The organism is Anseongella ginsenosidimutans, assembly GCF_008033235.1.
Taxonomy (GTDB): Bacteria; Bacteroidota; Bacteroidia; order Sphingobacteriales; family Sphingobacteriaceae; genus Anseongella; species Anseongella ginsenosidimutans.
Window position 1 is genome coordinate 66452 of sequence record NZ_CP042432.1, and the last position, 12550, is coordinate 79001.

8 protein-coding genes are annotated in these 12550 nt (G+C 52.4%); 4 read left to right on the forward strand and 4 right to left on the reverse strand.

Translation table 11 applies throughout. The annotated features are described in order from the left end of the window. Positions 1-19 precede the first annotated feature (19 nt). Positions 20-1024 carry a type I glyceraldehyde-3-phosphate dehydrogenase gene (gap, locus tag FRZ59_RS00340; protein ID WP_132127929.1) on the forward strand — a complete coding sequence of 335 codons (1005 nt, stop codon included), beginning with the start codon at positions 20-22 and terminating at the stop codon, positions 1022-1024. Between the two features lie 75 nt (positions 1025-1099). Here the strand turns inward: gap and FRZ59_RS00345 are convergent, their stop codons facing one another. Continuing rightward, positions 1100-4378, reverse strand: coding sequence for a S41 family peptidase (locus FRZ59_RS00345; RefSeq protein WP_132127834.1), 3279 nt, complete (start codon positions 4376-4378; stop codon positions 1100-1102). Positions 4379-4445: 67 nt separating this feature from the next. Continuing rightward, on the reverse strand, positions 4446-7184 hold the full coding sequence (locus FRZ59_RS00350) for a TonB-dependent receptor (protein ID WP_132127833.1): 2739 nt from the start codon (positions 7182-7184) through the stop codon (positions 4446-4448). Positions 7185-7258: 74 nt separating this feature from the next. On the opposite strand from FRZ59_RS00350, the gene FRZ59_RS00355 reads away from it, so the two are divergent. The 3 genes from FRZ59_RS00355 (at position 7259) to FRZ59_RS00365 (ending at position 11080) form a co-directional block, all read left to right on the forward strand. Then, positions 7259-9700 (forward strand): penicillin acylase family protein, encoded by a 2442-nt coding sequence (locus FRZ59_RS00355; protein WP_132127832.1) that lies wholly within the window; start codon positions 7259-7261, stop codon positions 9698-9700. Next, positions 9697-10038, forward strand: coding sequence for a hypothetical protein (locus FRZ59_RS00360; protein WP_132127831.1), 342 nt, complete (start codon positions 9697-9699; stop codon positions 10036-10038). The genes FRZ59_RS00355 and FRZ59_RS00360 overlap by 4 nt, the downstream gene beginning before the upstream one ends. Before the next feature lie 61 nt (positions 10039-10099). Next, positions 10100-11080 (forward strand): long-chain-fatty-acid--protein ligase, encoded by a 981-nt coding sequence (locus FRZ59_RS00365; protein WP_132127830.1) that lies wholly within the window; start codon positions 10100-10102, stop codon positions 11078-11080. Positions 11081-11142: 62 nt separating this feature from the next. Here FRZ59_RS00365 and FRZ59_RS18655 read toward each other — a convergent pair whose 3' ends face one another. Both FRZ59_RS18655 and FRZ59_RS00370 read right to left on the reverse strand, forming a co-directional pair. Next, a complete protein-coding gene (locus FRZ59_RS18655; RefSeq protein WP_225975122.1) occupies positions 11143-11409 on the reverse strand; it encodes a hypothetical protein in 267 nt (88 codons plus the stop codon). Positions 11410-11420: 11 nt separating this feature from the next. After that, the gene (locus tag FRZ59_RS00370; protein ID WP_225975123.1) at positions 11421-12536 is read right to left on the reverse strand and encodes a Gfo/Idh/MocA family protein; all 1116 of its coding nucleotides are present in this window, start codon (positions 12534-12536) and stop codon (positions 11421-11423) included. Positions 12537-12550 lie beyond the last annotated feature (14 nt).

The window sequence follows — 12550 nt, forward strand, 5'->3', positions numbered from 1 at the left end:
CAATTAAAACAATACAATGATGAAATTAGGAATTAACGGATTCGGAAGGATCGGAAGACTGGTCTTCCGCGCAGCCATAGACAGGCCCAATGTAGAGATCGTGGGCATCAATGATCTTCTGGATGTGGATTACATCGCTTATATGCTTACCTATGATTCGGTTCATGGAAAGTTCAAAGGAGAAGTTAAGGTTGAAAACGGCCATCTCGTGGTAAACGGAAAGACAATCCGTGTAAGCGCTGAAAAAAATCCCGCTGATCTGAAATGGGGAGAAATAGGCGCCGATTATGTCGTGGAATCTACCGGGCTTTTCCTGACCAAGGAAACGGCGGAAGGCCATCTGAAAGCCGGGGCTAAGAAAGTGATCATGTCGGCACCTTCTAAGGACGACACCCCCATGTTTGTAATGGGCGTTAATCATAAAACCTATACGCCGGACATGAATTTCGTTTCCAATGCCTCCTGTACCACGAATTGCCTTGCTCCGCTGGCAAAGGTGCTGCACGACAATTTCGGTATCGTGGAAGGCTTGATGACCACCGTACATGCCACCACCGCGACGCAAAAAACCGTTGACGGGCCTTCTAAGAAAGACTGGAGAGGCGGACGCGCAGCATTGAACAATATTATCCCTTCCTCAACGGGAGCTGCGAAGGCGGTTGGGAAAGTGATCCCTGACCTTAACGGCAAGCTTACCGGCATGTCATTCCGGGTTCCGGTTCCCGATGTTTCCGTCGTGGATCTCACTGCCCGTCTTGAAAAGCCCGCCAGCTATGAAGATATCAAGAATGCGATGAAAAAAGCGGCAGAAGGCGAGATGAAAGGCATCATGGGATATACCGAGGATGCTGTCGTATCCCAGGATTTCGTGACCGATGCCCGCACTTCCATCTTTGATGCGGACGCCGGTATTTCCCTGAACGATCATTTCGTGAAGGTGGTAGCCTGGTATGACAACGAGTGGGGTTATTCCAACAAACTGGTTGACCTTGCCGAACACGTAGCATCAGTAGATAAAGGCTGAGGCTTGCGGGAAACTGCGCCAGCAGGGCGCGAATAAAAAGAGGGCGCCGACCGCAAAAGGTTGGCGCCCTCTTTATTACCTTTTCTCCGGCTGCGGCGGGGCTATATAAGAAGGTTTGGCTGTTTTCAGCTCTTCCAGTACTACTTCTACCGCTTTCTTCAATTGAGGGTCTATCCCGTTTGCAAGATCTGTGGGGTCTTCGTTCACTTCGATATCAGGCTCAATGCCGTGGCCTTCGGCAAACCAGGTGCCATCCGGATTATACATGCGGAAGGTTGGGGCGGTCACTCCTCCCCCGTCGATGAGGCTGGGAGCGCCTGTGATCCCGATTAATCCTCCCCAGGTACGGGTGCCAATCAGCGGGCCCAGCCCGGCCTTGCGGAAATAATCCGGAAAGGCATCCCCTCCGGAGCCCGACCAGCCGTTGATCAGCATGGCCTTGGGGCCGAAATGAGCTACCGGCGGCCATGACCAGTTCTTCCCGTCCCGCACATCCCAGTAAGCCAGCGCAGGCCGGTTCAGCAATTCAATGAAACGATCGGGGATCTGACCGCCGTTGTTGAAACGTTCGTCAATGATCATCCCGGGCTTATCTGTCTGGGCATAAAACATGCGCACCAGTTCTTCCTGGCCGTCCGTGGCAGTGCTGGGGACGTACACATACCCGATCTTCCCGCCGGAAGCTTCTTCTACATATTTCCGGTTCTTTTCTATCCATGCCAGGTTGCGCAGGCGCGTTTCAGAACGCAGTGTTTCCACATAGACCTTGCGCGCGCCCTTTTCTTCCGGCTTACTGTTTACGGTCAGCTCCACGGTTTCTCCAGCCAGGCCGGCAAAAGCGCCCCAGGGATCAGAATAGGTGGTAAGCGGCACACCGTTCACGGCAAGGATATAATCGCCTACTTCCACTTTTACCCCCGGTATATCCAGCGGGGAACGTACTTCCGTATCCCATGGCGCCGCTCTGATAATCTCTTTTACGCGGTATGCTCCATTTTCAAAAGCCCAGTCAATTCCCAGGTAACCTACGGAAACATGAGCGGTGCTTTCAAGGTCGCCGCCGCCCCGGTAGGTATGGGAAGCGTTCAATTCACCGATAAGTTCGCCGATGATGTAGTTTACATCGGTCCGGGTACAGGCATTGGCAATTAGCTGGCCGTAATGTTTGCGCAGTCCTTCCCAATCCACGCCATGCATGGACGGATCATAGAAAAAGTCCCGCTCTATTCTCCAGGCGTCGGTAAATACCTGCTGCCATTCTTCGCGGGGCACCAGGCGCATCTGCATATCTGAGAGGGGCACGGTCTTATCCAGGCTTTTGCCGGAACCCATGTCAATCACTCCCATGCGCTGCCATTTCCCGGTCAGTATCTTTTTTCCATCGGCCGAAAGCTGGAAGAAGGACACTTCCCCGATAATCCTTACTTCTTTCTCCTCTTCCAGATCGAAATAATAAAGAGCGGCATCGTCCTCTTCCGAACCGGAATTAGGATAACGCATATAAATCACCTTTCCTTCAACGGCGGCCAGGTCCCCGATATTCCCGGCATCCACCGGCAGGATCACCACCCGGTTTTCCATTCCTTCCAGGTCAATGATCGTCCGGTCTTTGCCTTCTTCGTCCTTTTTGCCTTCTTCGCCCTTATCGCCTTTTTTATTGTCCTTGTCTTCCTCTTTCTTTTTGTCCCCCTTCTTTTCATCCTCATCCGTCTTTACCGTTACCGTATCGTTCTCCGGCAGCAGCGGCGAAGCAGTCGTATCCGCCAGGGGAATCAGTCCGATCTGCGTGGAATTAGTATATATCCAGGAATTGTCAAAATTACTGTATAGCGGTTTGAACCGCCTGTTTGTGGTAAAATAGAGGTATTTTCCATCAGGAGAAAAAACGGGGGAATCGTCGCTGTAAAAGCCGGACGTCACCTGGTGTATTTCCGATTGACGGGTATCAAACAGGAAAATGGCCTGCTGCCGGTTATCCAGTCCGTTGCTGTACGTAAGCCAGCGGCTATCCGGCGACCAGCTTACCGAAAAATTATCCAGGCTGCCCTGGTACATCCACCGGCCCTTCCCGGCGGGCGTAACTTTTCCGCTGCTGATATCCAGCACGTTGATTTGCATGGTTTGATCAACAAAAGCAACCTTCTTACTGTCCGGCGACCAATAGATATGATAACGGTATCCTTCACCCAGGTTACTCACTTTCTTCGTTTCCCCCGAGACCTGGTTATAAAGATAGAGTTCGTATTCGCCGCTCTTATCGCTCCACCAGGCAATGTTCTTTCCGTCCGGAGACCAGGCAGGATACCGTTCGGCGGTCCCTGAAGACCGGCTGAGATCAATGGTCACCCCCTTTTCGGCCGGCAGGCTAAAGATCTCTCCGCGCGCCCCGGCCAGCACCCGCTGCCCGTCAGGTGAAATACTGACGTCCGCCAGGTAATCCTGCACATTCACCAGCCGGGGTTTCACGCTCTCCATGTCATCCACGATGCTGATGTTCACTTCTTTATATTCTGCTGTTGCCAGGTCCAGCAGGTAAATGCTTCCGGCAGCTTCAAATACCAGCTCTTCAGGCCCGATTGCCGGGAAATGCACGTCAAAATCCTTAAAATTAGTAAGCTGGCTGTGTTCCCGCGTATTTGTGTCGTATTTCCAGATATTATAGCGTTTCTCCGGGCCTTTATCTGAAATATAGTAAATGGAACTCCCGTGCCACATCGGAAGTTCGTCATTGGCATCGTTGGAAGTAATATTCTCAGCTTCCCGGCTCTGCAGGTCGAACACATAAATATCGGCTGACCATCCGCCGCGGTAGCGCTTCCAGGTCCGGAACACCCGGCTTTTATAGGTATAAGCCATTTTTTGACCATCCGGAGAAAGGCTTCCGAATTCGGCGATAGTTATAGGAAGCTGCTCGGGCAGGCTGCCCGTTGCCTTGATCTTATAAAACTGGTTAAAACGCTGTTTGCCGCTGTGCATGGACGAGGCGAAGAAAAGATGTTCTCCGTCAGGGTACCAGTCCTGCACGATCTCACTCATTCCGTGATGAGTAATGCGCCGGGGTACGCCTCCATTGACATCAATCGTATAAATGTCCATGTTCCCGTCATAATTTGCGCTGAAGGCCAGTGTTTTCCCGTCGGGAGAAAAGCGGGGAAAGAGTTCCGGGCCCGCCGGAGAACTGATCCTGACAGCCTGTCCGCCGGTTTTATTTACCAGCCATAAATTATCTGCGAAAGAAAAAACGATCTTGTCCCCGGAAACATCCGGGTAACGGTAAATGCGTTTCTGCGCGAATGCAGTCGTACCGCCGATCAAAAGAAAGACGAGAATGATCCTTTGTAAAAAACTTAGCATACCAGTTGATTTTACCAGCTAAAGTAAAAAAAACCAGCAGGCGACCATGTAAATATGATGATACAAATCAGAACACCGAATCGTAGGTTAGCGAGAGGTAATAAACGGCCCCCACCGCAGGATTTCCGAAGGAAGTAAAGTAATACCGGTTAAAAATATTCGAGCCTCCCAGTTTTACTGTCACGTCCGTTTCCGGAACAGTATAATTCACCTGGGCGTCAAGCGCGCCGAAAGCCGGTACTTCCCCGGCCGAAAAAGTGGAATTCCAGTGAAAGGTGTCCTGCCAGCGGTAAGCAAGCCTGAACCCGATATTCCTGTACAGGTTCTGCCTGCCCAGGTTCAGGTTGAAACGGTATTTGGGCGTATTAAAATCGTTGTAAAGCCCTTCCGCTTTTTCCGTGATCGTATTAAAGGACACATTGCCGCCCAGGCGCCAGCCGCGGAGTGAATAGTCCAGCCCCAGCGCCCAGCCCTGGGTAACCACATCCGAGGGATTGTTCACCACCGTTGAAAATATGCTCGCATTTCCCAGTTCCATCGGCGTTCCGTCCGGGCTCTGCAGGAGTACCAGCGCAGAAATGAAATCATTGTAAATGTTATAATAATAATAGGCGTCGACAAGAAGCTTCTTATTGATAAGCCCCCGGTAGCCAATCTCGTAGGCCTGAACCCTCTCCGGCTTGAAGGAACGGAAGGTATACTGTTCCAGGTCCGCGGGGTTGCCGCTTTGCTGAAAGCGCTGCACACTTTCCTGCGTATAGCCCTTATTCTCATACAGGTTATATTTCCCCAGTAACTCCGGCAAGCCGCCTATCAGGCGGGTATTAGCGCGCACGAGCAGGTCAATATATTGATTCTGCGTAGTAGGGTTACGGAACCCGGTTTGCCAGGAAAGGCGGATATTATTTTCCGGCGTCACGGTAACGACTGCAGAAAGGCGGGGGGTAAACCGTCCTTCAAAATTCTCGTTCTTATCGTAACGCAGCGAGCCGGTGAATTTCAGGCGCTCTTCCAGGACTTTCTTGCTCACCTGCAGGTAGGCCCCGTATTCGCTGATCCCGATATCCCTGTCCGCGTCGTCGAAAATAGTTCCGTCGGATCGCAGGGCATAGCGGCGGTAAGATGCCCCGGCGAGCAGTTCCACCACGCGGATATGGCCGGAGAAATTGTACATTCCCTCGTAGTGATACAAGTTCGTTTTATCGTTGAACTTAGCGCCGTTCCTGTCCGCACCAAACCCGATGTAGCGGCTTGTAATCTCTTCTTTAGCCTGTTCAAATTCCCCGCTTCCCGGTTCATACCTTTCCTGGTCCGCAAAGGCCCTGGCGGCTGCGTGCGCCTGCATATCATCAGCGCCGGCGCCTTTGGCCGTCAAGAATGCGCCCACATATTCAGGGAACCACTGCTGGCTGGGCTTCCAGGTTTCATTCAGAATGCTTCCAAGGGCCGTGGCATTATAGGAATCGCCGGAGCGCTCCTGCGTGGTATAGGCCCGCAGGAAAAAGTTCCGGCCTCTCAGCTCTGCTTTATACTGGGTCATGATGAAATCTCTCAGCGAATAGCGGTCGGCCCCCGTATAAACACTGGTACCGCTACCCCGGTTGACCTGCAGAATGCCTTCCAATTCGCTGGTAAAGCGATAATGAAGGGCGCCTCCCAGCTTCAGGTTCCTGGTGGCATAATCTACCAGGTTTTCTTCCCGGTAACCTGTGCGGGAAACCAGCTGATCGGGAACGAGCGCTACGGCAGCCCCTGGGATCAGCGACATCGCAGCCATTTGCTGCGCTACCTGCCGGATATTGGTATTGATCTCATCTCCATAGCTGTTTACGCCGTCGTAGTTAGGGTCATCGGCATGGGACGCACCGGGTTTGGCCTGCACGTTGAGCCGGTCAAAATTCGTGTAATTTTCGGCCTCCCAGTCATTGGCCTGCAGATAGGCGGCGTTGATCTTAAAGGCAAATTTCCCCATTGCCCTCGCATAACGAAAGGCCAGGTCCGGTATAAAACCGGCGGAAGAACGCTGCTCCTTTCCCACATGGTTTAGCCCCGCTTTCAGCTGCAGGCTCAGCCCCTGGTAATCGAAAGGGCTTTTGCTGTTCATCAGCAGCGTCCCGTTGATGCCGCCTGCGCCATACAAGGCCGATGCCGCGCCCGGTAACAGCTCTACGCTTCCCGCGTCAAGCTCCGTCATTCCAATCATATTGCCCACCGAAAAATTCAGTCCCGGCGCCTGGTTGTCCATTCCGTCAATGAACTGGTTAAAACGGGTATTTCCGTTCGAGTTAAACCCTCTGGTAGATACGGAACGGAAGGTAAGGCTCTGAATGCTGGACTCCACTCCTTTCAGGTGGGGCAAAGCGTCATAAAAGCCGGGGGCGGCTACTGCTCTTATCGCCGCCGCATTCATCTTTTCAATAGAAACCGGAGATTCTAGGATGTTTTCTTCCATCCTGGATGCCGCGACCACGATTTCACGGCCAAGGATGGAGGTGGCCTGCAAAGTGATCTCCATTCCCGTTCTGTTCCCCTGCACAGTCACTTCCTTTAAAGTATAACCAATATGACTGAATACCAGGGTAAATGGGGGAGTTATATCTGCAGTGAGTTCAAATTCACCGTTCCCGCCGGTGGTGGTTCCGAGTGGCCGGCCCTTCACGATAACACTTACATCCTGCAGGGGGGCGGCAGTTTCAGCGTCCAGCACATGGCCGGAGACAACGGTTTCGTCCTGAGCAGACACCTCTGAAGAGGAAACCGCGGTTAAAAAAGCAGCAAGTGCCAGCTGCTTACAGATCCTTTTCATAATAATGGATTTCAGTTAAAGTAAAGTTAATGATAATAATATTCTTCGTTTGCTTTTTATGTTATATTAGAGGCATGAAGTCCTTAAAAGGCATTGCGGCTATCGTACTGGCCGGTCTGTTGTTTGCTGTTCTGCAGATAAAGATCGGAAGCGCTCCGCCGGTTGGAAACTTCCTCGATCCTTTTACCGGTTTCTGGCAAAATGCGGAGAACGGCGAGCCCAGGGATATAGAATTTAACCTGGATGAACTGGAAGGAAAGGTCAGCATTTTATATGACACCAGCCGGGTACCCCATATTTTCGCGGAAAACGATAAAGACCTCTATTTTGCCCAGGGATATATAACGGCCAGGGATCGTCTCTGGCAAATGGAATTCCAGACCATGGCCGCGGCCGGAAGAATCTCGGAGATTGTCGGCCCCGTAGCCGTGAACTTTGATCTGTACCAGCGCCGCATGGGAATGGTGTACGGAGCCCGGCAATCCCTGGACGTCATGATGTCCGACCCCCGCACTAAAACGATCATTGAAGCCTACACCCGCGGCATCAATGCGTATATCAGCGGCCTGCAGCCCAGGGATTATCCATTCGAATATAAATTGCTGGGTTACGCTCCCGAAAAATGGACCCCGCTTAAATGCGCGCTGCTGCTGAAGCAAATGACTAAAACCCTGAACGGGGGCTCCGATGATTATTATCTCAGCAATATTTTGGCTAAATACAACAAGGATATAGTTTATAACCTTTTTCCTGACCGGCCTTTCAGGGCCAGCCCTGTAATACCGGCGGGAACCGCATGGGATTTCCAGCCGCTTCCGCTCCCTGAACCCCCTAAGGAGGCAGATCCCAAAGCGTTGAGCAGCCTGGAAGTCAATGGCTATTGGCGCCCCGAAAGAAGCGTACCGGGTATCGGGAGCAATAACTGGGCAATCTCAGGCAGCAAAACAGCATCCGGCCATCCCATTCTTGCTAATGACCCGCACCTGAACCTTACCCTGCCTTCCCTATGGTACCAGGTGCAATTGAGCAGTCCCGGGGTAAACGTCTGCGGGGTTTCGCTTCCCGGAGCCCCGGGGGTGATCATCGGCTTTAACCGCAGCATCGCCTGGGGAGTTACCAATGTAGACCCGGATGTACTGGACTTTTACCGTATCCGGTTTAAAGATGAAGAAAAAAATGAATACTGGCTGGACAGCGCCTGGATTCCGCTGGAAAAAAAAGTGGAAACGGTAAAGGTACGGGGAGCGGAAGAAGTCAGGGACACGGTTTTATATACCCGTTTCGGCCCGGTTGTGTATGAAGAAGGCGAAACGCCTTTCGAACAATCGGTTCCGCAGGGATACGCGGCCAAATGGATCGCTCACGAAGGCGGAAACGAAGTATTGACCTTCTACGAGCTGAACAGGGCCGAAAATTACGAGGAATATGTGATGGCTTTACGTCATTACGTAGCCCCCGCGCAGAATTTTGTTTTTGCCAGCGCCGGAAATGACATTGCCATGTGGGTCAACGGCAAATTTCCGCTCAAATGGAAAAACCAGGGCAAATTCCTCCTTGACGGAACGCGCTCATCCAATGACTGGCAGGGATGGATCCCCCATGCGCATAATCCGCATGTAAAAGATCCGCCCAGGGGCTTCGTAAGTTCCGCGAACCAGTTCAGCGCGGACACAAGTTATCCATACTACCTGAACTGGGAATATACACAGCCCGGCCGGGCTATCCGGATCAATGAACTGCTGGCGGGAATGCAGAAGGCTACTACAGACAGCATTCGCCTGATGCAAAGCGACAGTTATAAAAAGCTGGCGGAATGGGCGTTGCCGGCCATGCTGCAAGCGCTGGACACAACTTCCCTTAAGGCGGAAGAAAACAAGGCACGGCTGGAGCTTTTAGCCTGGGATTATCGTAACGCTGCTGCCGAAATAGCGCCCTCCCTATTCGAAATATGGTGGGAATTCCTGGAAAAGGCGATCTGGGGCGACGAATTTGCCAAGGCCGGAGAACGTCCCATGCGTTATCCCGGCCATGACCGCAGCATCCACCTACTGAACCGGGAAAAGGAGGCCCGCTGGTTTGATAATGTAAACACTGCTGCGAAGGAGGGCCTGCGCGATGCAGCTACCCAAAGTTTCCGCAAAACCATCGACTCGCTGCAGCAGACATACGGACAAATGGGTGAAGCATGGCAATGGGGCAATGTAAAAGGCACCCATATAGCACATATCCTGGGGCAGGACGCGCTGGGTTCGGAAAAGCTCTTGATGGGCGGCGGTAAAGGCACCATAAATGCGCTGAATGATCATAACGGCCCTTCCTGGCGCATGGTGGTGGAAATGGGCGACACGATCAATGCTTACGGGATCTACCCCGGCGGGCAATCGGGAAATCCCGGCAGCCCCTGGTACGACAACATGATAGAGACATGGAGGCAGGGGAAACTGCATAAACTTGTTTTTCTCACAGAGCCCGATGAAGACGATCCCGGAATCGTTTCAACAATGACATTGCAATGAGATTATTTTCCCTCATACTATTTACCTCCCTGCTGCTACAACTGTGGATGCCCTGGTGGACCATCATGGCCGTTCCCTTTGTTTTTTGCCTCTGGAAATGCCGCACACCCGGCAGGGCATTTCTGATGAGTTTCCTGGCTGTTTTCCTTTTATGGGGTTTGGCCAGCCTGTTCATCCATATCCGCTCCGGAGGCATACTCAGCGAGCGGGTAAGCATTCTGCTTGGCATAGGCAATCCCCTGCTGCTTATCCTTATTACCGCATTTACAGGCGGACTTGCCGCTGGTTTAGCGGGCTGGGCCGGATGGGAATGCCGTAAATTATTCCGCCAGCGGTAAAGTACAGCGTTTAAGCCCTGAAATCAAGAATTATTCCGGAACTGCGCCTTATCTTTGCAGGGTGATTACAGCTTCCGGCATCTTTGGTATTTCTTCCGCCCGGGAATTCAGGGAAAAAGCCCTGGACATCTTCCGGTATCAGGCACGGGCCAACCCGGTATATCGTGAATTTACCGGCTTGCTGGGGATTGACCCCGAGAAAACGAACAGTTTGGAAGCTATCCCTTTTTTACCGATCGGCTTTTTCAAGACGCACCGGGTAATTACTGAAAAGCACCGGGAAGAGATGATCTTTACCAGTTCAGGAACTACCGGCGCAGCGGCCAGCCGCCACCTGGTAGCTAAGCTGGAGGTTTACAGGGAAAGTTTCCGGAAAGGATTTGAGTATTTCTATGGAAATATTCCGCATTACCGTATTCTCGCTTTGCTGCCCGGTTACCTTGAACGAAGCGGATCCTCCCTGGTGCTTATGGCGGACGAATTAATAAAGTTAAGCGGCCACCCTGAAAGCGGTTTCTTCCTTCACGATCACGATCATTTGCTAAAGACGCTGCTTGACCTGGAAGAAAAACAGCTCCCTGCGCTGCTGATCGGTGTATCCCATGCCTTACTTGACTTTGCGGAAAAACACCGGCTTCAGTTAAAGCATACCATTATTATGGAAACCGGTGGCATGAAAGGCAGAAGGAAGGAGCTGGTCAGGGAGGAGTTGCACGGGATCCTTAAAGAGCGCCTGGGCGTTTCGGCTATTCATTCGGAATACGGGATGACCGAACTGCTTTCCCAGGCTTATTCCCGGGGGAAAGGGCGTTTTGCATGCCCTCCCTGGATGCAAATCAGCATCCGGGAACTGAACGACCCTTTCACAATGGTTTCGCAGGGGCGCACCGGCGCCATCAATATCATTGACCTGGCCAATATTTATTCCTGTTCGTTTATTGCCACGGACGACCTGGGGAAAATTCACCCGGACGGCTCTTTCGAGGTGCTGGGCCGCTTTGACAACAGCGATATCCGGGGCTGTAACCTTTTGATAAACTGACCGCATTAAAGGGCAACCTGTAAAATCTCCCTGCAGGAACTCCCCTGGCGTCAATAAAATAATTAAGCGTTCTTCTCTCTCATATTCTTTGCATCCCAGTGGACTACCCTGTTATTGAAGTAGCTTTCATTACAAGCCAGGGCCGGGCCGGCCGCGCGAAGGCCAAAGGCGGCATCTTCCACCACAGGTTTCTCCGTACGAACCGATTCAAAGAAATTCACAAAATGATCGTAGCGGTCATCGTACCCTTCGGGAGCGGCAAACTGGATATCTTCCGGCTGGGCCACCTTGCGGCTTTCCGGCGGATATTTTTTATCGTATTGTGCCACAAAGGATTTCTTTACGTCGTCGGGGAAGGTCCCGTACAAATCCCACCCCCGTAGCCCGGCGCTTCCGGAAGCAGGTGCTTTTTCAGGACGAAATCATTCCAGCCCAGGTTGATCACCCCTTCCGTACCCACGATCCGGGTACGCTGCCCGCCGCCTGAACCGTCCGCAAAGTTGACCCGGAGCTGCACCTGGAAGGCGGCATGGTGGTCGGTTTTAGGATATTCCAGGATGGCCGTCATCACGTCGGGCACATCGCGGCCATCCTTCCAGTAACTCAAATCGCCGGTAGCAAAGATCCGTTCCGGGCCCAGCGCCCCCGTAATAAAATGATATCCTGAAATAAGGTGAACGAAGAGGTCGCCGGCCACGCCGGTGCCGTAATCCCTGTAATTCCTCCAGCGGAAAAACCGCTTAGCATCGTAAGCATGCGCCGGGGCATCTCCTACATAACGCTGCCAGTCAACCGTTTCAGGGGAGGCATCCGGCGGGATGGAATATTGCCAGGCGCCTATTGCGTCATGGCGGTCGTAAAAACCTTCGATAATATTAATATCCCCGATTTCTCCCTGCCGGAACAATTCCTGTGCTTTAGCAAAGGCAACGCTGCTGACACGCTGGCTGCCCACCTGGAATGCCTTGCCGGACGCTCTGGCCGCTTCTATAACGGCATGGCCCTCGTCCAGGTGCTGCACCATGGGCTTTTCGCAGTATACGTGCTTTCCCGCCTGCAAAGCATCGATGGAAATATGATCGTGCCAGTGGTCCGGCACCGCGATGATCACCGCATCCACGTCTTTCCGGTCCAGGATTTGCTTATAATCCCGCGTAGTGAATATTTTACTGCCATATACCTCTTTTGCATGCTCCAGGTGCCCGTCATAAAGGTCGCAAACGCCGATGAGTTCTACCCCCGGTACTTTCATTGCCGTTTCCAGGTCTCCGAAACCCATGATGCCCATACCAATGCAGGCAATCCGGACTTTTTCCTGCGAAGTAACTTTTGCTGCCGGAGTCAGCACTTCCCTGCGGGCGGTACAGGCCACATTGCCCAAAGACCCCGTTGCCACCAATGCGGAAGCCCCGCTTAACTGCTTCAGAAATTTCCTTCTGTCGTTCTTAAATGCCATTTCTGCCCGATTTA

Excerpts from the sequence above, each read along its gene's own strand:
- gap (WP_132127929.1), top strand. The coding sequence starts at position 20 with ATGAAATTAGGAATTAACGGATTCGGAAGGATCGGAAGACTGGTCTTC.
- FRZ59_RS00360 (WP_132127831.1), top strand. The coding sequence starts at position 9,697 with ATGAGATTATTTTCCCTCATACTATTTACCTCCCTGCTGCTACAACTG.
- FRZ59_RS00345 (WP_132127834.1), bottom strand. The coding sequence starts at position 4,378 with ATGCTAAGTTTTTTACAAAGGATCATTCTCGTCTTTCTTTTGATCGGC.
- FRZ59_RS00370 (WP_225975123.1), bottom strand. The coding sequence starts at position 12,536 with ATGGCATTTAAGAACGACAGAAGGAAATTTCTGAAGCAGTTAAGCGGG.
- FRZ59_RS00355 (WP_132127832.1), top strand. The coding sequence starts at position 7,259 with ATGAAGTCCTTAAAAGGCATTGCGGCTATCGTACTGGCCGGTCTGTTG.
- FRZ59_RS00350 (WP_132127833.1), bottom strand. The coding sequence starts at position 7,184 with ATGAAAAGGATCTGTAAGCAGCTGGCACTTGCTGCTTTTTTAACCGCG.